The 26,035-nt window shown below is 63.6% G+C and carries 29 protein-coding genes and 1 pseudogene; 12 read left to right on the plus strand and 18 right to left on the minus strand.

What is annotated here, in order from left to right; genetic code table 11:
* Window positions 1–88: 88 nt before the first annotated feature.
* Window positions 89–1,618 (minus strand): malonate--CoA ligase, encoded by a 1,530-nt coding sequence (locus AXW67_RS14310; RefSeq protein ID WP_063678398.1) that lies wholly within the window; start codon window positions 1,616–1,618, stop codon window positions 89–91.
* Window positions 1,619–1,728: 110 nt separating this feature from the next.
* Between AXW67_RS14310 and AXW67_RS14315 the strand changes: the two genes are divergently transcribed.
* The 4 genes from AXW67_RS14315 to AXW67_RS14330 all read left to right on the plus strand — a co-directional run bounded on the left by AXW67_RS14315 (window position 1,729) and on the right by AXW67_RS14330 (window position 5,144).
* Entirely contained in the window at window positions 1,729–2,490 is a 762-nt protein-coding gene (locus AXW67_RS14315; protein ID WP_027555376.1) for an SDR family oxidoreductase, read from the plus strand.
* A gap of 489 nt (window positions 2,491–2,979) precedes the next feature.
* Window positions 2,980–3,534, plus strand: a complete 555-nt coding sequence (locus AXW67_RS14320; protein WP_063678399.1) for a fasciclin domain-containing protein — start codon at window positions 2,980–2,982, stop codon at window positions 3,532–3,534.
* Window positions 3,535–3,717: 183 nt separating this feature from the next.
* The gene (locus AXW67_RS14325) at window positions 3,718–4,347 is read left to right on the plus strand and encodes a cytochrome b/b6 domain-containing protein (protein ID WP_063678488.1); all 630 of its coding nucleotides are present in this window, start codon (window positions 3,718–3,720) and stop codon (window positions 4,345–4,347) included.
* A gap of 14 nt (window positions 4,348–4,361) precedes the next feature.
* Window positions 4,362–5,144 (plus strand): molybdopterin-binding protein, encoded by a 783-nt coding sequence (locus AXW67_RS14330; protein WP_063678400.1) that lies wholly within the window; start codon window positions 4,362–4,364, stop codon window positions 5,142–5,144.
* 121 nt (window positions 5,145–5,265) lie between these two features.
* Here AXW67_RS14330 and AXW67_RS14335 read toward each other — a convergent pair whose 3' ends face one another.
* A complete protein-coding gene (locus AXW67_RS14335) occupies window positions 5,266–6,465 on the minus strand; it encodes a YbfB/YjiJ family MFS transporter (RefSeq protein WP_063678401.1) in 1,200 nt (399 codons plus the stop codon).
* Window positions 6,466–6,711: 246 nt separating this feature from the next.
* Here AXW67_RS14335 and leuB point away from each other — a divergent pair, with 246 nt between their 5' ends.
* Window positions 6,712–7,824: a 3-isopropylmalate dehydrogenase gene (gene leuB, locus AXW67_RS14340; protein ID WP_063678402.1), complete on the plus strand. Its 1,113-nt coding sequence runs from the start codon at window positions 6,712–6,714 to the stop codon at window positions 7,822–7,824.
* A gap of 176 nt (window positions 7,825–8,000) precedes the next feature.
* Here the strand turns inward: leuB and AXW67_RS14345 are convergent, their stop codons facing one another.
* Both AXW67_RS14345 and AXW67_RS14350 read right to left on the minus strand, forming a co-directional pair.
* On the minus strand, window positions 8,001–8,381 hold the full coding sequence (locus tag AXW67_RS14345) for a hypothetical protein (RefSeq protein ID WP_027555382.1): 381 nt from the start codon (window positions 8,379–8,381) through the stop codon (window positions 8,001–8,003).
* Window positions 8,382–8,537: 156 nt separating this feature from the next.
* Window positions 8,538–9,326 (minus strand): hypothetical protein, encoded by a 789-nt coding sequence (locus AXW67_RS14350; protein ID WP_063678403.1) that lies wholly within the window; start codon window positions 9,324–9,326, stop codon window positions 8,538–8,540.
* A 116-nt stretch (window positions 9,327–9,442) separates the two neighbouring features.
* On the opposite strand from AXW67_RS14350, the gene AXW67_RS14355 reads away from it, so the two are divergent.
* The gene (locus AXW67_RS14355) at window positions 9,443–10,477 is read left to right on the plus strand and encodes an aspartate-semialdehyde dehydrogenase (RefSeq protein WP_063678404.1); all 1,035 of its coding nucleotides are present in this window, start codon (window positions 9,443–9,445) and stop codon (window positions 10,475–10,477) included.
* 127 nt (window positions 10,478–10,604) lie between these two features.
* On the opposite strand, the gene AXW67_RS14360 is transcribed toward AXW67_RS14355, so the two are convergent.
* Entirely contained in the window at window positions 10,605–11,249 is a 645-nt protein-coding gene (locus tag AXW67_RS14360; protein WP_027555385.1) for a carbonic anhydrase, read from the minus strand.
* Window positions 11,250–11,360: 111 nt separating this feature from the next.
* On the opposite strand from AXW67_RS14360, the gene AXW67_RS14365 reads away from it, so the two are divergent.
* Window positions 11,361–12,242 carry an HpcH/HpaI aldolase/citrate lyase family protein gene (locus AXW67_RS14365; protein WP_063678405.1) on the plus strand — a complete coding sequence of 294 codons (882 nt, stop codon included), beginning with the start codon at window positions 11,361–11,363 and terminating at the stop codon, window positions 12,240–12,242.
* A 261-nt stretch (window positions 12,243–12,503) separates the two neighbouring features.
* A complete protein-coding gene (locus AXW67_RS14370; protein WP_145927623.1) occupies window positions 12,504–15,296 on the plus strand; it encodes a UPF0182 family membrane protein in 2,793 nt (930 codons plus the stop codon).
* A gap of 100 nt (window positions 15,297–15,396) precedes the next feature.
* Here AXW67_RS14370 and AXW67_RS14375 read toward each other — a convergent pair whose 3' ends face one another.
* From AXW67_RS14375 to AXW67_RS14395, 6 genes and pseudogenes are all read right to left on the minus strand, one after another.
* On the minus strand, window positions 15,397–15,633 hold the full coding sequence (locus AXW67_RS14375) for a hypothetical protein (RefSeq protein ID WP_063678407.1): 237 nt from the start codon (window positions 15,631–15,633) through the stop codon (window positions 15,397–15,399).
* 112 nt (window positions 15,634–15,745) lie between these two features.
* On the minus strand, window positions 15,746–16,156 hold the full coding sequence (locus AXW67_RS14380; protein ID WP_027554449.1) for a DUF6455 family protein: 411 nt from the start codon (window positions 16,154–16,156) through the stop codon (window positions 15,746–15,748).
* Window positions 16,157–16,393: 237 nt separating this feature from the next.
* Window positions 16,394–17,179, minus strand: a complete 786-nt coding sequence (locus AXW67_RS14385) for a glycosyltransferase family 32 protein (protein WP_063678408.1) — start codon at window positions 17,177–17,179, stop codon at window positions 16,394–16,396.
* Between the two features lie 139 nt (window positions 17,180–17,318).
* On the minus strand, window positions 17,319–17,684 hold a 366-nt coding region (gene leuD / locus AXW67_RS44020), incomplete at its 5' end, for a 3-isopropylmalate dehydratase small subunit (protein WP_245315543.1).
* A gap of 1 nt (window position 17,685) precedes the next feature.
* Window positions 17,686–17,925: pseudogene (locus AXW67_RS44025) on the minus strand (3-isopropylmalate dehydratase small subunit); the annotation flags it as partial.
* A 232-nt stretch (window positions 17,926–18,157) separates the two neighbouring features.
* Window positions 18,158–18,556, minus strand: coding sequence for a metallopeptidase family protein (locus tag AXW67_RS14395; protein WP_063678409.1), 399 nt, complete (start codon window positions 18,554–18,556; stop codon window positions 18,158–18,160).
* A gap of 162 nt (window positions 18,557–18,718) precedes the next feature.
* On the opposite strand from AXW67_RS14395, the gene AXW67_RS14400 reads away from it, so the two are divergent.
* From AXW67_RS14400 to AXW67_RS14410, 3 genes are all read left to right on the plus strand, one after another.
* Complete coding sequence (locus AXW67_RS14400; RefSeq protein WP_027554452.1) at window positions 18,719–19,000, plus strand: hypothetical protein; 282 nt, start codon at window positions 18,719–18,721, stop codon at window positions 18,998–19,000.
* A 277-nt stretch (window positions 19,001–19,277) separates the two neighbouring features.
* Window positions 19,278–19,505, plus strand: coding sequence for a hypothetical protein (locus AXW67_RS14405; protein WP_245315545.1), 228 nt, complete (start codon window positions 19,278–19,280; stop codon window positions 19,503–19,505).
* Between the two features lie 90 nt (window positions 19,506–19,595).
* Window positions 19,596–19,856, plus strand: a complete 261-nt coding sequence (locus AXW67_RS14410; protein WP_063678489.1) for a hypothetical protein — start codon at window positions 19,596–19,598, stop codon at window positions 19,854–19,856.
* Between the two features lie 10 nt (window positions 19,857–19,866).
* On the opposite strand, the gene AXW67_RS14415 is transcribed toward AXW67_RS14410, so the two are convergent.
* Window positions 19,867–20,166 (minus strand): DUF1330 domain-containing protein, encoded by a 300-nt coding sequence (locus AXW67_RS14415; RefSeq protein WP_063678411.1) that lies wholly within the window; start codon window positions 20,164–20,166, stop codon window positions 19,867–19,869.
* A 183-nt stretch (window positions 20,167–20,349) separates the two neighbouring features.
* Between AXW67_RS14415 and AXW67_RS14420 the strand changes: the two genes are divergently transcribed.
* The gene (locus tag AXW67_RS14420) at window positions 20,350–20,901 is read left to right on the plus strand and encodes a hypothetical protein (protein WP_063678412.1); all 552 of its coding nucleotides are present in this window, start codon (window positions 20,350–20,352) and stop codon (window positions 20,899–20,901) included.
* Between the two features lie 128 nt (window positions 20,902–21,029).
* Here the strand turns inward: AXW67_RS14420 and AXW67_RS14425 are convergent, their stop codons facing one another.
* From AXW67_RS14425 to AXW67_RS14450, 6 genes are all read right to left on the minus strand, one after another.
* On the minus strand, window positions 21,030–21,239 hold the full coding sequence (locus AXW67_RS14425; RefSeq protein WP_063678413.1) for a hypothetical protein: 210 nt from the start codon (window positions 21,237–21,239) through the stop codon (window positions 21,030–21,032).
* 94 nt (window positions 21,240–21,333) lie between these two features.
* Entirely contained in the window at window positions 21,334–22,740 is a 1,407-nt protein-coding gene (gene leuC / locus AXW67_RS14430) for a 3-isopropylmalate dehydratase large subunit (protein ID WP_027554457.1), read from the minus strand.
* A gap of 463 nt (window positions 22,741–23,203) precedes the next feature.
* On the minus strand, window positions 23,204–23,584 hold the full coding sequence (rplS, locus tag AXW67_RS14435; RefSeq protein ID WP_027554458.1) for a 50S ribosomal protein L19: 381 nt from the start codon (window positions 23,582–23,584) through the stop codon (window positions 23,204–23,206).
* A gap of 108 nt (window positions 23,585–23,692) precedes the next feature.
* A complete protein-coding gene (gene trmD / locus AXW67_RS14440) occupies window positions 23,693–24,451 on the minus strand; it encodes a tRNA (guanosine(37)-N1)-methyltransferase TrmD (RefSeq protein ID WP_063678414.1) in 759 nt (252 codons plus the stop codon).
* A gap of 78 nt (window positions 24,452–24,529) precedes the next feature.
* Complete coding sequence (locus tag AXW67_RS14445) at window positions 24,530–25,213, minus strand: TapB family protein (protein WP_145927610.1); 684 nt, start codon at window positions 25,211–25,213, stop codon at window positions 24,530–24,532.
* A 42-nt stretch (window positions 25,214–25,255) separates the two neighbouring features.
* Window positions 25,256–25,930 carry a TapB family protein gene (locus AXW67_RS14450; RefSeq protein WP_063678416.1) on the minus strand — a complete coding sequence of 225 codons (675 nt, stop codon included), beginning with the start codon at window positions 25,928–25,930 and terminating at the stop codon, window positions 25,256–25,258.
* Between the last annotated feature and the right edge of the window lie 105 nt (window positions 25,931–26,035).

Raw genomic sequence — 26,035 nt, forward strand, 5'->3', positions numbered from 1 at the left:
CGCGAGCTGCAAACACTTCATAATCGATAGGAGTGCCTAGCTCTTCGACTTTCTCAACCGCGCAGTAGAGAACGGAGCAATTGCGCCCCTACTTCTTCGTGTAAATATCCTTGTACGTATCCCGCAAGATGTTCTTCTGCACCTTGCCCATGGTGTTGCGCGGCAGTTCGTCGACGACGAAGACGCGCTTGGGCATCTTGAATTTGGCCAGCCGGCCGTCGAGTGCCTTCAGCACCGAGGCCTCGCTCACATCGGCGTCCTTGTTGCAGACCAGGACGGCGGTGACGCCCTCGCCGAAATCCGCGTGCGGCACGCCGATCACGGCGGACTCGATCACGCCGGGCATGGCGTCGATCTCGGTCTCGATCTCCTTCGGGTAGACGTTGAAGCCGCCGGAGATCACGAGATCCTTGCCGCGGCCGAGGATGTGGACGTAGCCCTTGGCGTCGATCTTGCCCAGATCGCCCGTGATGAAGAAGCCGTCGGGCCGGAATTCGGACTTGGTCTTCTCCGGCATGCGCCAATAGCCCTTGAACACGTTCGGGCCCTTCACCTCGATCATGCCGATCTCCTCGTGCGCCAGCTCCTTGCCGGTCTCGGGGTCGGTCACGCGCACGGAGACACCGGGAAGGGGGAAGCCGACCGCGCCGGGCACGCGCTCGCCGTCATAGGGGTTCGACGTGTTCATGTTGGTCTCGGTCATGCCGTAGCGCTCGAGCACCGCATGGCCCGTGCGCGCCGACCATTCGCGATGGGTTTCGGCGAGCAGCGGCGCCGAGCCCGAGATGAACAGCCGCATGTGCCTGGTCGTCTCGCGCGACAGCGCGGGATTCTGCAGCAGGCGGGTGTAGAAGGTCGGCACGCCCATCAGCACCGTGGCGCGCGCCATCAGCTTGATGATGAGATCGGGGTCGAGCTTCGGCAGGAAGATCATCGACGCCCGCGCGAACAGCGTCACGTTGGTCGCCACGAACAGGCCGTGGGTGTGATAGATCGGCAGCGCGTGGATCAAGACGTCCTTGTCGGTGAAGCGCCAGTACCCGACGAGGCTCAGCGAGTTCGACGCCAGATTATCGTGCGTGAGCATCGCGCCCTTGGAGCGGCCGGTGGTGCCGGACGTGTAGAGGATCGCGGCGAGGTCGTCGCCCGCGCGCCTGACGGTCGCAAATTCGCTGCCTTCCTTGTCGGCGGCCTCGGTCAGCGAGCCCTTGCCGTCCGGTCCGAGCGTCTCGACTTTCGCCTTCACCTTGGCGGCGATCGGCGCGAGCCCCTCGGCCTTGGAGGGATCGCAGACTACGAGCGACGGCTCGGCATCGCCGATGAAGTAGTCGAGCTCGTTCAGCGTGTAGGCGGTGTTGAGCGGCAAATAGACTGCGCCGGCCCGCACGGTTGCGAGATACAGCACGATGTTGGCGACGGACTTCTCCACCTGCACCGCGACGCGGTCGCCGGGCTTCACGCCGCGCGCGACCAGCACGTTCGCCATTTGCCCCGCGCGCGCGATCAGATCGCCATAGCTGATGCGAGCCCCGTCATGCGTCTCGATCGCAAGGCGCGCAGGGCTGTCGAGGTCGTCGAACAGGCGGGAAAACAGGTTGGCGTTGGCTGCTTGGTTCATGCAAGATTTCCTCGACCGCAAGGCTTGTAAAGGCTTGTAAAACAAGGCCGGTCAAAACCGAGGGCTGGATTAGCAAAAACCGCCCCAATGAAGCAACGGAGACAGTTTGCATGACAAAAAACGGGAAACGCGTGGCCTGGGTTACCGGCGGTGGCAGCGGGATCGGGGAAGCCGGCGCCGAGGCGCTCGCGGCCGACGGCTGGACGGTGGTGGTCTCCGGCCGGCGCAAGGAGGCCCTGGATATCGTGGTTGCGAAGATCACCAGGGACGGTGGCGTGGCGGAGGCCCTGGCGCTGGACGTATCCGTTGCCGCCGACGCCCAGAGGACGGCCGATCAAATCGTCGCGAAGCACGGCCGTATCGACCTGCTCGTGAACAATGCCGGCATCAACGTCCCCAAGCGGAGCTGGCAGGACATGGAACTGGAGGGCTGGGACAAGCTCGTCCAGGTCAATCTCAACGGCGTGCTCTATTGCATGCGCGCGGTGTTGCCGACGATGCGCAAGCAGAAGGACGGCTCGATCATCAACGTCTCGTCCTGGGCCGGCCGCCACGTCTCGAAGATGCCGGGCCCGGCCTACACCACCACCAAGCACGCGGTGCTGGCGCTGACCCATTCCTTCAACATGGACGAATGCGTCAACGGCCTGCGCGCCTGCTGCCTGATGCCGGGCGAGGTCGCGACCCCGATCCTGAAGCTGCGCCCGGTGGTGCCGAGCGAAGAGGAGCAGGCCAGGATGCTGCAGTCCGAAGACCTCGGCCGAACCATCGCCTTCATCGCATCGATGCCGCCGCGCGTGTGCATCAACGAGCTGCTGATCAGCCCGACCCACAATCGCGGGTTCATTCAGACGCCGCTGAGCAGGGATTGATCCCAGTCCTGTAGGGTGGGCAAAGCGAAGCGTGCCCACCACGCGCCTCCAATCGCCGAGAGATGGTGGGCCGGTCTCCACTCTGAGCAGGGATTGAAGGGCGCGGCTCGAGCCATATTCTCTCCTCGTCGTCCCGGGGCGCGACGAAGTCGCGAGCCCGGGACCCATAACCGCAGGGAGAAGTTGTGGCGCGAGACTGGTAACCACGCGTCTTCGCCAAACTATTTTCTGTGGTTATGGGTCCCGGATCGGCGCTCCGCTTCGCTGCGCTTGTCCGGGACGACGGTGGAGAGTGGCGCGCTCACGCGGCCCCACGAAATCTCCCGCGCAAAGTTTCACGCATCACAAAGAATTTTTATCCGAAACCGCCGCGCAAACACTCCCGTAGTTCGGTCCAACGACGGCGCTGCTACCTCATCTCGAACGGTCGCAGTCCGTTGTTGCCCAACGCCGGCGACTGCCGGTCACAATCCAATCGGGAGACTCTCCATGTCGAAGCGTATTGCCTATCTCGCTGCCGCCGCTTTCAGCGCACTGGCCATCACCGCGACCGTCGTCGCACCCGTCCGCGCCGAGGAGAAGACCGTCATGGTCGGCGGCGCGGCGATGTTCCCCTCCAAGAACATCATCCAGAACGCCGTCAACTCGAAGGACCACACCACGCTGGTGGCGGCGGTGAAGGCGGCCGGTCTCGTTCAGACGCTGGAAGGCAAGGGCCCATTCACGGTGTTCGCGCCGACCAACGCCGCCTTCGGCAAGCTGCCGGCCGGCACCGTCGACACCCTGGTCAAGCCTGAGAACAAGGCAACCCTGACCAAGATCCTCACCTACCATGTCGTGCCCGGCAAGCTCGAAGCCTCAGAACTCATCGACGGCAAGAAGCTCAAGACCGCCGAGGGCGAGGAACTCACGGTCAAGAAGATGGACGGCAAGACCTGGATCGTCGACGCCAAGGGCGGCACCTCGATGGTGACGATCACCAACGTCAACCAGTCGAATGGCGTCATCCATGTGGTCGACACCGTGCTGATGCCGGCGACGTAACACCGCGCAGCCCTGTTTCATTCCCCAGACAGGATGCGACGAAACGGCGAGCCGGGGACACCCGGCTCGCTTTATTGTGACCGCGATACCCCGCAGGCATGGATTCGATAGCGGACGGGGCGTAACGAAAGCGGAATGACCGGCGTATATCTACTGACACACGACGCCCAGGACGGAACCATCATGTCGAGCCTCACCGTAACCGACGCGCAGGTCAGGACCACCCCGGCCAAGGCAATTCAGCCGGCCTGGGTCCGGGTCATGCACTGGATCAATGCGCTGGCCATGATCCTGATGATCATGTCGGGCTGGCAGATCTACAACGCCTCGCCGCTGTTCAACTTCAGCTTCTCCCGCGACATCACGCTCGGCGGCTGGCTCGGCGGCGCGTTGCTCTGGCACTTCGCCGCGATGTGGCTCCTGATGATCAACGGGTTCGCCTACCTCATCACCGGTCTTGCCACTGGCCGCTTCCGCAAGAAGCTGCTGCCGATCACGCCGGCGGGCGTGATCCACGACGTCAGGGCGGCTCTGACCTTCAAGCTCGGCCATGACGATCTCACCGTCTACAATTACGTCCAGCGCCTGCTCTATGCCGGCATCATCGTGGCCGGCATCCTCATCGTGCTGTCCGGCCTGTCGATCTGGAAGCCGGTGCAGCTCTACTATCTGGTGATGCTGTTCGGCGACTATCCGACCGCGCGCTACGTCCATTTCTTCTGCATGGCCGCGATCTGCGCCTTCCTCGTGATCCACGTCGCGCTGGCGCTGCTCGTGCCGAAGAGCCTGCGCGCCATGATCATCGGTCGCTGAGAGGGAGAAGATTTATGGCCAAGCGTTCGTTCCTGATCCCCGGCGTCGACAAGCGGCTGCTGATCAAGGACTCCATCAAGGCGATGCCGGACTTCACCCGCCGCCGCTTCATCGCGGGCGGCGCCAGCCTCGGCGCGCTGACGCTGCTCACCGGCTGCGACGTCATCGACTCGTCCTCGGCCGAAACCATGCTGGCGAAGGTCTCGAAATTCAACGACGCCGTGCAGGCCTGGATGTTCAATCCCGACGCGCTGGCGCCGACCTTCCCGGAAAGCGCGATCACCAAGCCGTTCCCGTTCAACGCCTATTACGATCTCGACGATGCGCCCGATGTCGACGGCGCGGACTGGAAGCTCGAGGTGCGCGGCCTCGTCGACAACAAGAAGTCGTGGACGCTGGACGAGCTCTATCAACTGCCGCAGGTGACCCAGATCACCCGGCATATCTGCGTCGAGGGCTGGAGCGCGATCGGAAGCTGGACCGGCACGCCCCTGCGCGACTTCCTCAAGCTGATCGGCGCCGACACCCGCGCGAAGTACGTCTGGTTCCAGTGCGCCGACAAGGACGGTTACAACTCGCCGCTCGACATGCGCAGCGCGCTGCATCCGCAGACCCAGATGACGTTCAAATACGCGAACGAGATTTTGCCGCGCGCCTACGGCTTCCCGATGAAGATCCGCGTGCCGACAAAGCTCGGCTTCAAGAACCCGAAATACGTCGTGTCGATGGAAGTCACCAACGAGTACAAGGGCGGCTACTGGGAAGACCAGGGGTATAATTCATTCAGCGGGAGCTGATGCCGCAAATTGTAGGGTGGGTTAGCCCCGCGGCTGCGCGAAGCGCAGTCCGCTGGCGTAACCCACCAAGGTCTGTCCCAGCGGAAACTAAAGAGGTGGGTTACGCTGACGCTAACCCACCCTACGGCGCCGGATGCCTCGGCCCCACCTTCCGCTGGCAGAGCGCCGCCATTGCGCCGAGCGCGAGCAGCGCGGCCGACACGTTCAATGCATAGGACAAGCTGCCCAGCGCATCCGTGATGGCGCCGACGAAGATCGGCCCCAGTGTCTGGCCGACGCCGAATGAAATCGTCATTGCGGCGATCGCGGTCGGCCACGTCTCATGCGGATAGTTGTAGCGCACGAAGGCGGTGGTCGAGCCGACGACCGCGAAGAACGCGACACCGAACACGACCGCCGAGGTTGCCAGCCACGCGGTCGAATGCCCCAGCATCGGCAGCGCTGCGCCGAGCGCGTTGGTGCCGAGGATGATGGCGGTTGCAAGTCCGCCGCGATCCAGCGCGAGCACGCCGCGCCAGACCCAGGGTGTGGCAAAGGCGCTGATGCCGATCAGGCCCCAGAACGCGGCCTGCGCGGCGGCGGCGCCGCCGGCATCGCGCACATAGGCGATCATGAAGGTCATGTAGGCGATGTAGCCTGCGCCGAACAGGAAATAGCTGGCGAGATAGATCAGCACGGGAAGGATCGCGAAGGCGGCGTGGCTGCCTTCCGTGAAACGCGCGCGGCTCTCGATCCGGATCAGGAACAGCGGAATCGTCATCGCCGCGGAGAGCAGCGTCAGCGCCCACCACACGATCCACCACGAACCCGGCCCGAAATGCTGCAAGGCGAACGGCGCAATCAGGCCGGAGGCGAGGATGCCGACGCCGGGGCCGGCATAGAACAGGCTGAGTAGGAAATTCGCCCGCTCGGGATGCGATTGCGCGATGGTCGCGGCCAGCGCCCCGCCGGCGACGAAGCCGGCCGCTGCGCCGAGGCCCAGCACCAGCCGCGCCAGGCTCAGCGCGATGAAATTGCCGGTCAGCGCGCACAGCGCGAGCGCGGCGACGCAGGCCACGGTTCCACCCCGGATCGCCATCGACCAGCCGACCCGCCGGATCAGCCGGGAGGCCATCAGCGCGCCCACGAGGTAGCCGACGGCGTTAATGGTGTTCATGAAGCCGGCCGCCGAATAGGACCAGTTCAGGCTGTCGCGCATATCCGGCAGCACCAGCGCATAGGCAAAGCGGCCGATGCCGAGCCCGACCGTCGCCGCCAGCGACAGTGTCAGGATCAGCCGCGCGGGATGCGCGTCGGGTTGGGGGCGCTCTGGGGCGTGCAAAGGGTACTCCGGCAGGCCGGGAGTGTGGCAGGCCCCGCCCGCCTTGCACAGCCGTGCCGCGGCAATGGTGTCTTGCCAAGCGCGCAACGCCGCTCTAGCACTCCGGCCGAACCGTCATTCCGGGGCGCGCCTTTTGGCGCGAGCCCGGAATCCATTTTCCCGCTGGCGCCGTGGCCCGATGGATTCCGGGCTCGCTCGCTTTGCTCGCGCCCCGGAATGACGCCCCAGGATTGAGAGGAACGACCAATGGCGACCCACAAATTGCTGCTGCTCCCCGGTGACGGTATCGGCCCGGAGGTGATGGGCGAGGTGAAGCGGCTGATCGACTGGCTCAATTCGGCAGGGATTGCCAAATTCGAGACCGACACCGGGCTCGTTGGCGGCGCCGCCTATGACGCGCACAAGGTGTCGATCTCTGAAGGCGACATGGCCAAGGCCAAGGACGCCGACGCCGTGATCTTCGGCGCGGTCGGTGGCCCGAAGTGGGATGCCGTGCCCTATGAGGTGCGCCCGGAAGCTGGCCTCTTGCGCCTGCGCAAGGATCTCAGCCTGTTCGCCAACCTCCGTCCCGCCGTGTGCTATCCGGCGCTGGCCGATGCGTCGAGCCTGAAGCGCGAGGCGGTCGAGGGTCTCGACATCGTCATTGTGCGCGAGCTCACCGGCGGCGTCTATTTCGGCGAGCCCAAGACCATCACCGATCTCGGCAACGGCCAGAAGCGCGCCATCGATACCCAGGTCTACGATACCTATGAGATCGAGCGCATCGCCCGCGTCGCCTTCGAGCTTGCCAAGAAGCGCAAGAACAAGGTGACGTCGATGGAGAAGCGCAACGTCATGAAGTCGGGCGTGCTCTGGAACGAGGTGGTGACGCAGGTCCACAAGCGCGAATATGCCGACGTCACGCTCGAGCATCAGCTCGCCGATTCCGGTGGCATGATGCTGGTGAAGTGGCCGAAGCAGTTCGACGTCATCGTCACCGACAATCTGTTCGGCGACATGCTGTCCGACATCGCGGCGATGCTGACCGGTTCGCTCGGCATGCTGCCCTCGGCCTCGCTCGGCGAGGTCGATGTGAAGAGCAAGAAGTGCAAGGCGCTGTATGAGCCCGTGCACGGCTCGGCGCCCGACATCGCCGGCAAGGGCCTCGCCAATCCGATCGCGATGATCTCCTCGTTCGGCATGGCGCTGCGCTACTCCTTCGACATGGGCGCGCTCGCCGACAAGCTCGACCAGGCGATCGCCGCCGTGCTCGCAAGCGGCCTGCGCACCGCCGACATCAAGTCGGAAGGCACGACGGCCGCCTCGACCACGCAGATGGGCGAAGCGATCTTGAAGGAATTGCAGAAGCTGCACGCGTAAGGACGCGCACCGCAATCGTAGGGTGGGCAAAGCGAAGCGTGCCCACCACTTCCATCGGTGTTGCGGACAGATGGTGGGCACGGCGCTTTCGCGCCTTTGCCCACCCTACGGCGGCCTTAAAAAACAAATGGCCGGGCGTGAGCCCGGCCATTTCGATTCCGTAAGTCGTGTCCGCTTCAGTACAGCGGAAAATTCCGCGGATAGCCGCCGACATCGGCCGGCGTCGAGAGCGGCTGGCGATCGATCGGGCGGTTGTTGTTCTCGCGCGCGAAGGTCGGATAGCCGATAGCCGGCGGGAAGGCGTAATCGCTGAACTTGCGGTCGCCCGGATTGACCTCGGTGCCGCCGTCGAGCCAGGAGCGCTTGCTCACATAGATGCGGGTGCGCGGGCCTTGCTGATAGACCACATTGGGACCGCTCGGGCCTTCATAGCGCTGCCTCTTGGTCTCGGCCGAAGCCGGCGTCGCAACGCCCATGGCAATCACGGCGCCCGCCGCCAGCCAGATCGCCAGTTTGTTCGCGGCCAATTTGTTCGCGCCGGTGAATTTCGAGCTCATCACGTCCCCTTCAGGCGGCAGGCCGCCAATCAATTTCGCCCCATACTAGCCCGCCAGGGCCGGCCGGAACTAGGTCTATTGGGTCACACCAGCACGGAATAATCGTGCGCGCAGGCAAAAGTTGCATGAAAACCAGCGACTTGAGCTTGATGCCGGTCAAAGCGTCCCGCGCAATTGCGCGTTCTCGGCACCGAGCAGCCAGTCCGGCGATCCGGCGGGGCCGCATGGACGGCGCTGAAGCTCGGCATGGGCGAACAATTCCGCCAACTTCGGCTCGTTGCCCGCGGTCAAAAGCGTCAGCCGGTTCAGCGTGCAGGCGATCGCGGCGCGCTGGGCGGGCAGGGTGTCGCCCTGGCAGGAGAAGCCGGAAATCTGCAGCGCCGGGTCGTCGTTGGGCTTGAGGTAGCCGAGGCATGACAGCGTCCCCTTCGCCGCCCCGCCGGGCCGGAATAACGCGACAGGGCCGAATTTCGTATCGATCAGCCCGGCCTCCTCGAGCGGCCCGGTCGCGCCCATCAGGCTGGCCAGGATGGCCACCGCCGGCTGAGCCGGGCCGAATTCGCCGCCAGGACGGTAGACATCGAGCTCGGCGACCGCCTTGTCCGCCTCGCCGGTCCAGCGCATCACGTCCCTGCGGCCGCCGCCGGGGTGCCGGAAGATGGTATAAGAGGCTGATTTTTCTAACGAATCGTGTCGGCTAAGGGCGAAAGCCGGGTGCGAGCGGTCGGCGATGCTCCAGCCGGGCTTCGGCGTGGGCTCATCGTCGCGCAGGTCCGGCAGCTGGCCGAGGGCCGTAAGGCCGAGGATGGCAAGCAGCGCCAGAGTCCCCACATAGGCGAACAGGCGCGCCAGCGTGCCGACGACCTCGTCGGCGAAGCCGGCGAGCGCCAAATGGATACTGGTCCTGGTGGGGAATGTGGCCGTTCTGGCCTCGAGCGAGTGCATCCACTGCCTTCAGGCATGGTCCAACGTTGTCTTGAGGCCGGTTCTCGCATAGAAGCGCTGCTCTTCCTGCTTAAGCCTGATCTCGCAGGAGGGCCTTTTTCATCGGAGAGTGAACGATGGGTTACAAAGTCGCAGTCGTCGGAGCGACCGGCAATGTCGGACGGGAAATGCTCAACATTCTGGATGAGCGCAAATTCCCCGCGGACGAGGTCGTGGCGCTGGCGTCGCGCCGCAGCGTCGGCGTCGAGGTCTCCTATGGCGACCGGACCCTGAAGGTCAAAGCGCTCGAGCACTACGACTTCTCCGACATCGACATCTGCCTGATGTCGGCGGGCGGTTCGGTGTCGAAGGAATGGTCGCCGAAGATCGGCGCCGCCGGCGCCGTCGTGATCGACAATTCCTCGGCCTGGCGCATGGACCCGGACGTGCCGTTGATCGTGCCCGAAGTGAACGCGGACGCGACCAAGGACTTTGCCAAGAAGAACATCATCGCCAACCCGAACTGCTCGACCGCGCAGCTCGTGGTCGCGCTGAAGCCGCTGCACGACAAGGCGACCATCAAGCGCGTCGTGGTCTCGACCTATCAATCGGTGTCGGGCGCCGGCAAGGACGCGATGGACGAGTTGTTCTCGCAGACCAAGGCCGTCTACACCAATGACGAGCTGATCGCGAAGAAATTCCCCAAGCGCATCGCCTTCAACGTCATCCCCCACATCGACGTCTTCATGGAGGACGGCTACACCAAGGAAGAGTGGAAGATGATGGCGGAGACCAAGAAGATCCTTGATCCCAAGATCAAGCTCTCCGCGACCTGCGTGCGCGTGCCGGTGTTCGTCGGTCACTCCGAGGCCGTCAACATCGAGTTCGAGAATCCGATCACCGCCGACGAAGCGCGCGAGATCCTGCGCAAAGCGCCCGGCTGTCTCGTCATCGACAAGCAGGAGCCCGGCGGCTACGCCACGCCGTATGAAGCGGCCGGCGAGGACGCCACCTACATCAGCCGCATCCGCGAGGATGCGACGGTGGAGAATGGTCTCGTGCTGTGGTGCGTGTCCGACAATCTTCGCAAGGGCGCCGCGCTCAACGCGATCCAGATCGCCGAGGTCCTGATCAACCGCAAGCTGATCAGCGCGAAGAAGAAGGCGGCTTAAGAGCTGCGTAGGGTGGGTTAGCCCCGCGGCTGCGCGAAAGCGCAGTCCGCGCGGCGTAACCCACCTCTTTGATTTCCGTGGAGACAGAAGCGGTGGGTTACGCCTTCGGCTAACCCACCCTACAAATTCATGCCGCGTCCCTGACGCTCCTGAATTCCTTCGCCACCTTGTCCAGCACGAACAGTGATCCCTCCGCGACGCCGAAATAGGCGCCGTGGAGCTGGGTGTGGCCGCTGTCCACGGCCTTGCGCACGAACGGGAAGGTCATGAGGTTTTCGAGGCTGCGGAACACCGCGGCCTTTTCGATGCGCTCGACGAACTGCGCCATCGTCTCGTGCTCGCGCTGCTCGACCACCTCGCCCGGCTTGATGAACATCTGCATCCATTTGCCGATGAAATCGCCGGGCGTGAGCGGCTCGATCTTGTCGACGAAGGCGCGGATGCCGCCGCATTGCGCGTGCCCGAGCACCACGATGTGCTTCACACGCAGCACGGTCACCGCGTACTCCAGCGCCGCCGAGACGCCATGCGCGTTCTCATCGGGCTGATACGTCGGCACCAGATTGGCGATGTTGCGGACCACGAAGAGCTCCCCCGGGCCGACATCGAAGATCACTTCGGGCGAGACGCGGGAATCGCAGCAGCCGATCACCATCACTTCGGGCGACTGTCCCTTCACCGATAGCTCGCGGTAGCGGTTCTGCTCGGCCGGCAGGCGCTCGGTTGCAAAGGCCTTGTAGCCGTCCAGCAAGTGCTGAGGGAATGTGATCATGGCCTATGCCTAATCATATACCGCAGGGACGAACAAGCCTTTCGAATAGGCAGGCCAAGTGCTATCGGCTTCGGTAAAGGCCTGCTCGAGGAAACCGGAAGGAACGCCCGCATGACCCGCCCGCGCCGCAGCCATCTGTTCATGCCCGGCTCCAACCCCCGCGCGCTTGAAAAGGCGCGCAATCTGTCCGCCGACGGCCTGATCCTCGACCTCGAGGATTCCGTCGCTCCCGACGCCAAGGCGGTAGCGCGCGACCAGATTGCCGCTGCGATCGCGGCCAAGGGGTTCGGCAGGCGCGAGATCTTGATCCGGACCAACGGCCTCGACACGCCCTGGTGGGCCGACGACGTCGCGATGGCGGCCAAGGCGTCGTCGGACGGTATCCTGGTTCCAAAGGTCTCTACCGTCGAAGACCTCGACACCATCGGCCGGCGCCTCGCCGAGCTTGGCGCGGCGCCGACGGTCAGGGTGTGGGCCATGATCGAGACGGCGCGCGCGGTGCTGCATGCCGAGGAACTGTCCGCTGCCGGGCGCGATCCGCAGACGCGGCTGTCGGGCTTCGTGTTCGGACCGAACGACATCTCGCGGGAGACGCGGATCCGGATGCTGCCCGGCCGCGCCGCGATGATCCCGATGATCACCCATTGCATCCTGGCGACGCGTGCGCATGGCCTCGAAATTCTCGACGGCCCCTATAGCGACATCAACAATTCGGATGGTTTTGCGACCGAGTGCGCGCAGGGCCGCGATCTCGGCTTCGACGGCAAGACGCTGATCCATCCGTCGCAGATCGAGGCCTGCAACGCGATCTTCACGCCGCCCGAGGAGGAAGTCGCACGCGCCCGGAAAATCATCGCGGCGTTCGAATTGCCGGAGAACGTCTCGCGCGGCGCGATCCGGCTCGATGGTACGATGGTGGAGCGCCTGCACGCCGACATGGCGCGGCGCACGATCGCAATCGCGGATGCGATCGCGGCGATGAGCAAGGGCTAGGGCACGGATACGAGAAAGCGATATCCGCTTTCCCACGCCAAGCGGAGATGTTCTGCTTGCCGAGAGCATTGCCGCTCTTGACCCTCCGCTGACCTCACCGAGATATCTGCTGCGCAGCCCTCCAAGAACTCGCGCGTCCTCCCGAGTTCGACGCGCGCCCTGATGCCGGTATCCGCCTGTTGTAGGAGTGCGGAGCAAAAAGCAGGTGCGGCGCCCCCCGCAACAGGCGCGCCACGTCCGTCGTTCTGCTATAATGTAACCATGACGATCGGGATTTCCGGACCCGAACGGAAGGCACCAGGGCGAAGCGCCGTGGTGGGATTCATCATCGCGGCCATCATCGCCGCGATCGGCCTGATCCTGCTCGCTCTCGTCGGCGACTTCCTGGTCGACTGGATGTGGTTCTCGTCGATCGGCTACACGCAGGTCTTCTGGACCACAATCGGCGCGAAAGCCGCCGTCTTCCTCGTCGTTTTCGCGGCGACCGCCGCCATCTTGTGGGCGAACGCGCGCCTTGCACTAGGCCTTGCCGGGCGCCGAAGCCGGTTGCCCGCGGCCTTCGACCCGCCGCTCGCGGCCGCCGCGGCGCAGCCCGATCCGCTTGAATTCCTGCGCGAGCGGCTGCCGTGGCGCAGTATGATCGCCGCCAGTAGCGGCCTCGTCGCTCTGCTTGTCGCCTGGGGAGAAGTCGGCAACTGGAGCACTCTTCTGCGCTTCATCTATCAGGTGCCCTACGGCACCAACGATCCCTTGTACGACAAGGATATCGGATTCTACCTGTTTTCCCTGCCGGCCTTTGTGGCCATCAAGAATTGGGCATTGCTGACGCTCGTCATGAGCGCACTGTTCGCCGGGTCTATCTACTGGGTGCACGGCGACATCGAGGACCGGGTGCAGAAAATATCGCCAGCGGCGATCTCGCACGGTTCGGCGCTTCTCGGCCTTTTCTTTGGCGTGAAGGCGTGGTCCTACAGTCTCGACCGCTATCTCCTGCTGTACGGCGACAACGGCGTGGTGGTCGGCGCAGGCTTCACAGACGTCAATGTGGAACTGCCGGTGCTGTGGTTGCTGATCGCACTTTCGATCGTCGCCGCTTTGGCGGCATGCGCGAACCTGTGGGTGCGTACCTACCGCCTCCCCACCGCCGCGATTGTGCTGCTGTTCGGCGGCGCACTCCTGCTATCGGGCATCATCCCCGCAGTGTTTCAGCGCTTCTATGTCGGGCCGAACGAGCTGGACTGGGAGCGGCCCTACATGGAGCGCAACATTGCGCTGACCCGGGAAGCCTACAATCTCAATCGGATCGTGCCGAAGCCGTTCCCTGCGGAACAGAACCTGACCTTCAGGACACTCGAGGCCAACAAAGCCACCATTGAAAATATAAGGCTGTGGGATTGGCAACCATTGGCCGACACCTACGCGCAACTGCAGGAGATTCGCACCTACTACAAACTGCGCGACCTCGATGTCGATCGCTACTGGTTTGGCGACACCTATCAAAGCGTGATGATTTCAGGCCGCGAGTTGAATTCCGCGCTGCTGCCACCGAACGCGCAGACCTGGGTCAACCGCCACATCCTGTTCACCCACGGCAATGGTGCGGTGATGAGTCCGGTCACCCAGAAGAGCGGTGAAGGCCTTCCGCTTCTCTATCTGCACGACATTCCTCCGGTCGCGCACGGAGGTCCCGCCATTCGCGAGCCGCGCATCTATTACGGGCAGCAGACCGAGGACTACGTCATCGTCAAGGGAACCGTTCCGGAATTCGACTATCCCAGGGGAAAGGACAATGTCTACGCATCCTATGATGGCTCCGGCGGCGTGCCGCTGTCGGGCATGGTGCGGAGACTGATCTTCGCCCACCATTTCAACGATGTGAACCTGCTGCTGTCAGACTACATCGGTGACGACAGCCGCATCATGATCCGGCGCAACATTCAGAAGCGGGTCGGCACGATCGCCCCGTTCCTCCCTCTCGATCGCGATCCCTATCTGGTCGTCAGCGAGGGCCGGATGTTCTGGATGCAGGACGCCTACACGACCAGCGAATACTTTCCTTACGCACAGCCTGCGCCCGGCTACAACCTCAACTATATCCGCAATTCGGTGAAGGTCGTGATCGACGCCTACAACGGCACCGTCGATTTTTACCTGATGGACCCGGCCGACCCGGTTGCCGCGACCTATCAGCGAATCTTCCCGGACCTGTTCAAGCCGTTCGCGGCCATGCCGTCCGATCTTCAGAAGCACATCCGTTATCCCGAAGATCTCTTCCTGATTCAGGCGCGACTTTTCCAGACCTACCACATGGAAGCTGCCGATGTTTTCTATAACCGGGAGGACCTCTGGCAGTTTCCGCGTCAACCGGCCGGTGATGGCGTCTCTTCAATGGACGGCATCACCACCATGGCCCCCTACTACATCATCATGCGGCTGCCCGGAGAGGCGCAAGCCGAGTTCTTCATCATGATCCCGATGGTGCCGAGCCGTCGCGACAACATGATCGCTTGGCTTGCCGCACGCTGCGACGAGCCCGGCTATGGCAAGCTGATCGTGTACGAATTTCCCAAGGAGAAGCTGGTCTACGGGCCTTTCCAGATCGAGGCGCGAATTCATCAGAACACGGAGATCTCCCAGCAGATATCGCTGTGGAACCAGATGGGGTCGCGGGTGATCCGGGGAAATCTGCTCGTGATTCCGATCGAGAATTCGATTCTCTACGTGTCGCCGCTGTATTTGCGGGCTGAGCAAGGACATTTGCCGGAGCTCAAGCGGGTGATTGCCGCCTATGGTGAGCATGTCGTCATGAAGGAAACGCTTGCCGAGGCTCTGTCGGCACTCTTCGTGGACAGCGGCCCCTCCGCGGCAGCGTCGGGTGTAACCGCGGAAACACCCACCGAAGGCTCCGCGGCAGCGCGCGCGCAGGAGGCGCTCACGCACTACAACCAGGCCACGGAGCGGTTGAAATCCGGTGATTGGGCAGGCTTCGGCAAAGAGATCGATGCGATGCGCGGTATTTTGGAAGATATCCGCCGGCAATCGGGTAGCCGCTGAGGTGCCCGAGAAACGCAATTTTTCTGACCTGCCGGTGTGACTGCTGACTACGATCGGAATCGTCGCCGCGATGGGAACGGCCAGGCGCGCACCGTATCAGCTAGTCGCGGTACCGGCAGAACTCGTCCCCGTTCTCGTATTCGACGCAGATCTTCACGCGAGCACGCGGCCGGACTTCATAGTAATAACGGCCTTCGCTCCGGTCCGCAGAGCCATATCGGCGGCCGCGATCCATGTCATCATCGTCGCGCTGCCAGCTTCGGCCGGTGGTCTGACGATCTTCATCCTGGTCCATCATGCGTCCCATCTGGCGCTGACGCATGCGATCCATGTCCATGCGGTCCTCGCCGCGCTGCCGCGTCGTCCAGTCGCGATTGATCCGCGTGTCTTCGGCGCTGCGGCGGTCTCGAATGCAGCGCCGCCAGCGAGGTGATAAATGTCGCGCCGCGTCAGTGTGGCGTGCGCTCGAGCGACTCCAGCGTCGAGGCGTTGCCGCAATAGCCGTGGTAGTTCTCCGCCGCGGTGCCATCGGCGAGATCGCGGTCGCATTGCGCCTTTTGGCTGCACAGCGCGCACACCCGCTCCATGTCGCGCAGCAACAGCGGCTGTGCGCGGCCGAGTTGCTCCACGCTGATGCCGAGTTGGTCCAGCATTTTCGGCAGCTCGTCGGCGGCATGCTTGCCGTGGCGGACCAGCTCCTCCAGATCGTCAGGTGAAATCCTGAGGTCGCCTGCAATCCGGTTGAAGTCGGAGCGATCGAGCTGCCGCATCTCGTTCAGCTCGCGGCGATGCTTCAGCCAGCCGGCAAAGGACTCGATGAGGTCCTGGACGATGGGATATGGCCTGCTTGCGGTGCTCATGCGAGCCTCCATTCGAGTCGTGAGATTGAAGCCGAATAGAGCAGACCTGCAGGAAAATGCGTTGCGCTGGATCAAATTGGAATCTCATGTCCCGGACGCGGTGCGGCGCGCTTGGCGATGCGGAGCATCGTCCAATGCGTTGCGCCGCAGAGCCAGGACCCATGGTGCCGCATTGCTGGGCCCCGGCTCAGCGACGCATCATTTCATGCTGCGTCGCGTCCGGGGCATGAGAGCAACTTAGCGAAACCGCTCCACGGCCCACGCATACAGGCTGCCTGGAATCGGTGACTGGCCGCCGCGGCCTTTGGGCGAGATGTGCAGGCCGATGATATCGGGGTTGGTAACGAGGCCGAGATAGCTCGACGGCTCGAAGAAGAGTCTTGGCTCGGCATGCACGGCGTAGAACGACTGCTTCGGCAGGGCGCAGCGGAGCTCGCCGGTGCGGCGGGCGAGCGCGGTGAGTGCTGCCGGGCCGAAGATCGCGACGCGGATGTCGGCGAGGCGGTTCGAGCCGCCGCGCAAGCGGCGCATCGCAAACGTGATGCGATGGCGCAGCGAGAGCCAGTCGGGCGTCAGCTCCTCCTGCTCCATCAGCTCTTCGAAGGCGCGGACGATGCCATGCTCCGCCGGCAGGTAGATCACGGAGTTGCCGAGCTGCCGCGGCCGCTCCCAGGCGAAGTAGGGCCTCACCGGATCGATCTCGACGGGCTTCAGCAGCAGTACGTCGGCGTCGAGCCAGAGGCCCAGGCTCTTGGCCATCAGCTTCATCCGGAAGAAGTCGCTGAACTGCAGCGTGGTCCAGTCGCGCCAGCTGCCATCAGGCTGCGGCGGCCGCAGCCGTTCCGAGAAGGCATACGGCAGGATCGCTTCGGCATCGGCGTTGCCGACACCTGAGGGCAGGCCAGGAATGGGATCGAAGCTGTAGACCGTAACCTTGTGGCCGGCAGCAAGCTGCGAGCGCAGACAGGTCTGGCGCAGCGCATCCATCGGGCCGTGCCAGAAGGTGACGATTTCGGGCAGCATCAGGGGAAGCTTAGAGCATGATCCGGAAAAGTGTGCAGCGGTTTTCCGAGAAGATCATGCTCAAAAAAATGGAGGATAACGAGGGCAAAGAAAAAGCCCCGGCGCTGGCAGCACCGGGGCTCGAACTGAAAAGCTGATCTCAGGCCCAGGCACGCTCGCGCTTGAGCTTGTCCTCGTAGGTGTCGATCGAGGCCTTCTTCTCCATCGTGAGACCGATGTCGTCGAGACCGTTGATCAGGCAGTGCTTGCGGAATGGGTCGATCTCGAACTTCACCTTGCCGCCGTCGGGACCGCGGATCTCCTGGTTCGGCAGGTCGATCGTCAGCGTCGCATTGGCGCCGCGCTCGGCGTCGTCGAACAGCTTGTCGAGGTCTTCCTGGGAGACGCGGATCGGCAGAATGCCGTTCTTGAAGCAGTTATTGTAGAAGATGTCGCCGAACGAGGTCGAGATCACGCAGCGGATGCCGAAGTCGAGCAGCGCCCAGGGCGCGTGCTCGCGGCTCGANGCCGCAGCCGAAATTGTCGCCGGCGACCAGCACCTTGGCGTTGCGATAGGCCGGCTGGTTGAGCACGAAATCCGGGTTCTCGCTGCCGTCGTCCTGGTAGCGCTGCTCGGAGAAAAGCCCCTCGCCAAGGCCCGTGCGCTTGATGGTCTTCAGGTACTGCTTCGGAATGATCATGTCGGTGTCGACATTGATGATCTTCAGCGGCGCCGCGACGCCTTCCAGCGTGGTGAACTTGTCCATGGTTGCACTTTCCCGGGTCGGTCAGGGGAACAGGTATTTATCCCGATCAGGGCGGAAATCCTAGGCCGAATTCGGCAGATCTGCCTTACCTCTCCCGCTTGCGGGAGAGGTCGGCGCGGAGCGCCGGGTGAGGGCTCTCTCCTCCCAGGGGTTCTTGATGGCTGAGGCACCCTCTCCCCAGCCCTCCCCCCGCAAGCGGGGTAGGGAGCGCACCGCCGCTGCGGCGACACTATCAATCTGCTTGGGCCTCAATCGCCGCCATATCGTCGTCCGAGAGGCCGAAATGGTGGCCGATTTCGTGGATCAGGACGTGGCGGACGATATGGCCGATCGTCTCGTCATGCTCGGCCCAATAGTCCAGGATCGGACGGCGGTAGAGCCAGACCATGTTGGGCAGCCGCGCCACGTCGCCAAAACTCTGCTGGGGCAGGCCGACGCCCTGGAACAGGCCGAGCAGGTCGAACTCGCTCTCGCACTCCATCTCGTCCAGGACCTCGTCGGTCGGGAAGTCGTCGACCCGGATGATCACGCCTTCGCAGAGCTTGCGAAAGTGCGCCGGCAGATGCTCGAAAATGTCATGCGCCATCGTCTCCATCTCGGCCAGCGAGGGCGCTTTCAGGTCGGTCCACATGCTCTCTCCTTAGCGCGGGTTCCCTGATGATGCATCCCGCTTTATAGGATGGGACGAAGAGTTGACGTTGCCTGCGAAAACGGAGAGCGTACGTCGCACCAAGGGGATATTTCAGGTGGGTGTACGATGCGGGCGGGAACAGCGGTACTGGTTCTACTTTGCATGGGGTTGTTTTCGCAATTTTGCGCCGGCGCGGAGGCCCAGACGGCTGGTCCCGAAATCCGCTTGGCCCAGGCGGCGCCCGACGCCCCGCCGCCGCGCAAGCGGCCGCCGACCCGGCTGCGCGTGCAGCCTTACTATTATGGCGACGAGAACCGGGTCTATCCGCGCTACAATCCCGGTCCCGACGCGGTCCGCGAATGCAACGCGACCTATGTCCAGGAATTCCGGCCGAGCGGCACGGTGATCGTGCCGCGTATGAGCTGCTACTGGCGTCGCGGCTGACGCCTGGCGCGCCGCTCAATCCGGCTGGCGCGCCATTGACCATCTCCTGCATTCGCTCGATCAGAAGATGCGCGCGTCACTGACGGCCGGTCTTGGCGCCGCCTGAAAAGTTCTGCCGGCATTCGGAACCTGCCGCGTGTTCTTCGCATTCATGTCCGGGGCGCGTTCATTCATACGCGATTCAGGCTGTGGACCCTAACGTCGTCTGCGTGCCGTAACGTCTGGTCAGCGCGCGCACCGCAGGAACGATGTCAGGAGATCACTGGAAATGCAGTCCATGAAAGTTTTCGGCCTCGCAGCCGTCGGAGCGATGTTCGTTCTCGCCGCGCCGGTCGAACGCGCGCAGGCCGTGTCGCTGATCAATCCGGGCGCCGCACAGTCGGTGCAGGATGTTGCCAAGCCCACGACCGAAGTGCACTGGCATCACGGACATGGCTGGCATCCTCGTCATCACTGGTGGCACCGCTGGCATCGTCACCATCACCATCATCGCCACTGGCGATAGCCTTTGAGGCGCGGACAGGCCCGGATTTCCGGGCCTGTTTTTGCTTGCAGACGGCCTTGCGATGCCCGCATGCTGAGAGCGGAGGTCGCCATGATGAAGTGGATCGGACTGGCCGTTGCTGTTGCGATGACTGCCGGATCGCCGAGCGAGTCCGTCGCTCAGCCTGTGGCGAAGCCGGCGGCCTCGGCGGGGACAGCGATTTTCGGTGCAACGCGGCACGCGCAACACCATGATGTAGCGCGCCGCTATGTGCCATATGAACCACGTTACTACGCGCGGCCTGTGTACTATCGGCCCTATCCTTACTCGGTGCCCTTTCCCTTCGTGTTCGGCTTTGGGCCGTGGTGGTGATGTCGCCGCGCTAGATGGCGGGCGTAAAACCCTTGACCAGCAGAACGGTCGCCTGCGCGCCTGCCGTGCGATCGCGTGAGATATCGAGATAGTCGGGCGCGTTCGAGAAGGCGAGAAAAGCGGCCTCGTCGGGAAACGACATCATCACCAGCTTGTCGAACGGCCATGCGCCTTCAAGTACGCGCGGCTGTTCATCGGCTGCGAGGAGACGTCCATTGAATTTCCTGAACACGTCGAAGAACCGCGCCTGATAGCGGTCATAGGCCGCGCGGTCCGTCATCTTCAGTTGTGCGATCGCGTAAACGGTCATCTCTAGTGAACTCCATTGTCTCGCGGCTGTCTCGCGGCGCTGCGTTGCAGGCGCGATGCACCGAGCGCCGTTCATTCATGACGCATTCACGTCGCTGTCCCTAATTTAATCTCGGGAGCGACCGCAATTGAACAGCAATGACGCCGCGAACAGGCGTCGCTGGCCGGATTCAGGAAGAATTCCATGTTGAGGACTTCGGGTCTTCGAGCAAGCCCGATGCGCTTGCTCGGGCTTGCAGCCGTTGCAACGTTGATGATGTCGACGGGGACCGCGCGTCGCGCCGAAGCGCTGACCCTGATCAATCCGGCGAGCTCACCGGCAGCGAAGGCTGCGACCGACGACCTCGTCACCCAGGTGCGCCACGGCGGCGGTGGTGGACATGGTGGAGGTTTTCATGGCGGTGGCGGTTTCCGTGGTGGCGGCGGACATTTCGGTGGCTTCCGCGGTGGTGGATTTCGTGCCGGTCATGTCGGTGGCTTCCGCGCCGCGCCGGCCTTTCACGGCGGCGGCATTCGCTACGGCGGCTTTCACCGCTACGGCGGATATCACCGCCATTGGGGCTATCGTCCCTATTACGGCTATCGCCACTTCCACCGGCGCTACTATTACGGCGGCTATTATCCCTATTACCACTATCCGCGCCGCTGCCGGATCATCTGGACCTATTACGGCCCGCGCCGCATCTGCCGCTGGCACCATTGGCACCGCTGGCACCATCCGTACCGCTATTGGTGATGTGAGAGCGACCGAACTCTAACCGTTTGCGTCATGGCCGGGCTTCGTCCCGGCCATCCACGTCTTTGCCTCGGGCTCCGAAGTGCGTGGATGCCCGGGACAAGCCCGGGCATGACGGAGAACGTGGCTCAGAGCCAATCCTTCAGCTTCCACGACGCCGGCTTCCAGCGCGTCAGGGTCTCGAGCTTCCACTGCCGCAACATCGCCGGCGGCCAGCGGCTGAGCTTTGACGTCTCCTCGGCCTCAGGCTTGGCGACGATACGCAATGGCGCCGCGCGCCGCCGGTTCTGGCGTGTCGCCTCGCTGATCAGATCGACATATTCAGGCTTGTTGGCCATGGCGCGCGTCCTCGCGAAAGTGCCGCGAGGACGCAATGTGGGCGATGCCGATTAACGGCGGTTTGCCGCGTTCGCTACAATTGCAGGAAGCGGCTTACCGCCAGTCCCTGACGTCGACGAAGTGGCCCGCGATCGCCGCGGCCGCTGCCATCGCCGGCGAGACGAGGTGGGTGCGGCCCTTGAAGCCCTGGCGGCCTTCGAAGTTGCGGTTCGAGGTCGAGGCGCAGCGCTCCTCCGGCTTCAGCTTGTCCGGGTTCATGGCGAGGCACATCGAGCAGCCCGGCTCGCGCCATTCGAAGCCGGCCTTGATGAAGATCTTGTCGAGACCTTCGGCTTCGGCCTGCTCCTTCACGATGCCGGAGCCCGGTACGACCATGGCGTTGACGTGGCCGGAGACCTGCTTGCCTTCCGCGATCTTCGCGGCGGCGCGCAGGTCTTCGATGCGGCCGTTAGTGCAGGAGCCGATGAAGACGCGATCGAGCTTGATGTCGGTGATCTTCGTGCCTGCGGTCAGGCCCATGTACTTCAGCGCGCGGTGCTTGGAGATGCGCTTGGCCTCGTCCGCGATCTTGTCGGGGTCGGGCACGAAGCCGGTCACCGAGATGACGTCCTCGGGGCTTGTGCCCCAGGTCACGATCGGCGGCAGCTTTGCGGCGTCCAGCCGCAGCTCATGGTCGAAATGCGCGCCCTCGTCGGAGCGCAGCTTCTCCCAGTAGCGCATCGCTTCATCCCAGGCTGCGCCCTTCGGAGCCTTCGGGCGATCGCGCAGGAAGTCGTAGGCCTTCTGGTCCGGCGCAACGAGGCCGGCGCGAGCGCCGCCTTCGATCGACATGTTGCAGACCGTCATGCGGCCTTCCATCGACAGCGCCCGGATCGCATCGCCGGCATATTCCAGCACGTAGCCGGTGCCGCCCGCGGTGCCGATCTCGCCGATGATCGCGAGAATGATGTCCTTACCCGTCACGCCCTCCGGCAATTTGCCGTCGACGGTGACGCGCATGTTCTTCGCCTTCTTCTGGATCAGCGTCTGCGTCGCCAGCACGTGCTCGACCTCGCTCGTGCCGATGCCGTGCGCGAGCGCGCCGAACGCGCCATGCGTCGAGGTGTGGCTGTCACCGCAGACGATGGTGGTGCCGGGCAGCGTAAAGCCCTGCTCCGGGCCGATGACGTGGACGATGCCCTGGCGCTTGTCGAACTCGTTGTAATATTCGATGCCGAATTCCTTGGCGTTCTCCGCCAGCGCCTTGATCTGCTCGATGCTTTCAGGGTCGGGATTCGGCTTGCTGCGGTCGGTGGTCGGCACGTTGTGGTCGACGACGGCGAGCGTCTTCTCTGGCGCATGGACCTTGCGCCCGGTCGCGCGCAGGCCTTCGAACGCCTGCGGCGAGGTCACCTCGTGCACCAGGTGGCGGTCGATATAGAGCAGGCAGGTGCCATCGTCGGCTTCGTGCACCAGATGGTCGTTCCAGATCTTGTCGTACAATGTGGTCGGCTTGGACATGAGCGTCAGCTCCGGGAATGTTGTGTAGCGGATGTGCGCGGGTGGCGCGCGGGGCAACAAAAACGTCTTCAGCGCAGCGATTAAGCTGCGCGGCTAAGCTCTGACGTTGCCGAGGTCGCAAAGCGTCCGAAGAACCGGCCAGGCAGCCGCGAGCGATCGTCGATGACGATGCGCTTGACGGGGGCGAGGCTGGTCGGATCTGGAAACATTCCAAGAATATATAGCAGGCCGAATTGGAATCGCGAGTGGTTTCAATGCGCGGTCAGGACATGACCCTCACCCTGAGGAGCGCGCTCTTGGCGCGCGTCTCGAAGGGCGAGGCCACCGGCCGGGCCTTCATCCTTCGAGACGCGCGTTCCGCGCTCCTCAGGATGAGGTTCGACATCTGTGTCGGCGGCACGAGCGCAACAAAAAAGCGCGGAGCCGAGCCCCGCGCTTTTCGAAACTTGCCTGGTGGCGAAGATTACTCGCCGACGGCAGTCGCGCGGTCCTGCTTCTCGACGATGCGGGCGGACTTGCCGCGGAGGTTGCGGAGGTAATAGAGCTTGGCGCGACGCACCTTGCCGCGACGCACCACCTTGATCGAATCGATCATCGGGGAGAGCAGCGGGAACACGCGCTCGACACCCTCGCCGTACGAAATCTTGCGCACGGTGAAGCTCTCGTTGAGGCCGCCACCGGACCGCGCGATGCAAACGCCCTCATAGGCCTGCACGCGGGTGCGCTCGCCTTCGACGACCTTCACGTTGACGATCACAGTGTCGCCGGGCGCGAACTCCGGGATGTCCTTGCCAGCGGAGAGCTTGTCGAATTGCTCTTTTTCGAGCTGCTTGATCAGGTTCATGGGTAAATCTCCATCGGCGCGCCCAGCCGCAGGACGGGGGCTGCGCAAAATTCGTCTATCCAGCCATTGCGGATTTGGCCGCTCCTATAAGGCAAGCCGAAGCGTTTGTCACCCGTCTGTCTTGTTTTTTGGCGTTTTTTGGCGACTGGCCCGATTCGGGACTTTGCCCGGGACCTGGGCCCACAAATCCGGCCGCCGGGCCGCCGTCAGGGCCTCGGATTCCGCCCTTCGCCAGGCAGCGACCTTGGCATGGTCGCCGGAGATCAGGACCTGCGGTATCGGAACCCCCTCGAAGAGCTGCGGACGGGTGTATTGAGGGTATTCCAGGAGGCCCTCGGAAAAGCTTTCCTCGGCTCCGGAGGCCTCCTTGCCCATGACCCCCGGCAGCAGCCGGACGCAGGCGTCAATCAGCGCCAGGGCTGCGATTTCCCCGCCGGAGAGCACGTAGTCGCCGATCGAGACCTCCTCCAGGCCCCGTCCGTCGATCACCCGCTGGTCGACCCCCTCGAACCGCCCGCAGACGATCAGGGGACCAGGACCTTGGGCGAGCTCGGCGACGCGGACCTGGGTCAATGGCCGACCGCGGGGGCTCATCAAGAGACGGGGCCGCTCCGGACCGACCTCCGCGGCATCGATGGCGGCCGCCAGAATGTCAGCCCGCAGCACCATGCCCGGGCCGCCGCCGGCCGGCGTGTCGTCGACGCTGCGGTGGCGGTCGGTTGCCGAGGCGCGGATGTCCCGCGCCTCGAGCTCCCAGAGCCCGGACCCGAGCGCGCGGCCAGCCAGGCTCACCCCGAGCGGCCCCGGAAACATCTCGGGAAACAGGGTGAGGACGGTTGCTCGCCAGATCGGGGCTTGGGTGGTCATGCCGCTGGTTAGGGCATCGCACGTCTCAGGTCGAGGGCCTGCTAGGCGCCTCTCTGCGAGAAACTCCGGCGAACGCAGTTATTTCTTGCGGCCATATTCGACGAGTTCGCTCGTGCTGCTGTTGACCAAGTGGTTATTGGCCCGGGACACGAAGCTGCGCTTGACCCAGTGATCGATCGCCGGGGCATACCAAGTCTGCGCCGTGATCTCGCCCTTGTTGGACGGATCGTTGGTCGATTGCCTGGAGACGACCGTTTCGATCTTGAACGTGTCGAACGTGCCGGCCTTGGTGGTGATGGTTTCCTGACCGGTGACTTTTGAATTGACGGAGCGTCTGAAGATGCTGCCGTTTTGCGAGTTGACGTCGTCTGCGGTGACACTCCAGGCAGAGCCAACCTTCAGCGGTGTGCGAATTCCGGAGCCGTCAATCGGCTGATATTTCCAAGGGCCCGTGCTCTTCAGATTCCATGACCGGTCATAGACATTAAGCCGATCGCCGTTCCCGCCTCCGGTAGCGAGTTGGATGCGAATCTCGCCGGAAGTTACGTCGGTGACGACAAACCGGCGGACTGTAGACGTTCCGCCGATTTCGTCCCTCACGTCGTACGCCCAGAAGTCGCCCGGCATCGGCTCTTCCATTGAAATGATCGGCTTTGCTTCGCCCGGTTTTGCAGGAGCAGGCGGCGCGCCGCCCTCGGCGGCCCGTGCCCAGGGAACGCTCGCGAGCAAGCAAATCGTTGCCACGGCGGCGCAACGAGACATCGGTATCTCCAGCGACAGTGATCGGAACGCCTGGGCCGACGACTAGCGGCGGCCATATTCGATCAGCTCGACCGATCCCTTGTCGCTGACCCTGCCCTCCGATTTGCTGACCCAGGTACGCTTCACCCAATGATCGACGGTCGGCGCGTACCAGGTCTGCTGGCTGCTCTGAAACTTCTTGGTCGGATCATTGGCGTTTTGCATGTCGATCGAGGTTTCAATCTTGTACGTCTCGAACGTGCCGGCGCGCGTCGTAATGCTTTCCTTGGCAGTGACCTTCGATGTGACCGAGCGCTTCAGGCTGGCGCCGCTACCGCTGTTGAAGTCAGTCGATCTGACGGACCAGGACTTGCCGACCTCAAGCGGGGTCTTGATGCCCGTGCCGTCGTTTGGGGTAAATTTCCATGTGCCGGTGTTGATGGAATTCCAGGAATGATCGAACGTCTGGAAGCCGATACCCGGTTTTCCGAGAAAGGTCAGGCGGATACCGATTTCAGCGGGAGATACATCGGTGATGGTTTGGGTGACGGTCGATTTCAGCTCGCCGGTGATCTCATCGCGAACCTCGTAGGTCCAGCGATCGCCTGTCCGCGGCTCTTGCTGCTCGGGGGTCTCCGTGGATGCGTCAGCAGGCGGCTGGCTCGCCGGCGTCTGCGCCGCTACCACGCTCGCGCACGCAAGCAGGCCGATCGTTGCCAGAAGACAGCGCCGCAACATTTGTATCTCCGGATGTTCAGGAATCGTCGAGAGGAGGGGTGCAACCCGAGCGTGAACGAGCCCGGAACCAAACGCAAATCTCGATTTTGTGAGGACAATCGGCGG

The organism is Bradyrhizobium neotropicale (assembly GCF_001641695.1).
Lineage (GTDB): Bacteria > Pseudomonadota > Alphaproteobacteria > Rhizobiales > Xanthobacteraceae > Bradyrhizobium > Bradyrhizobium neotropicale.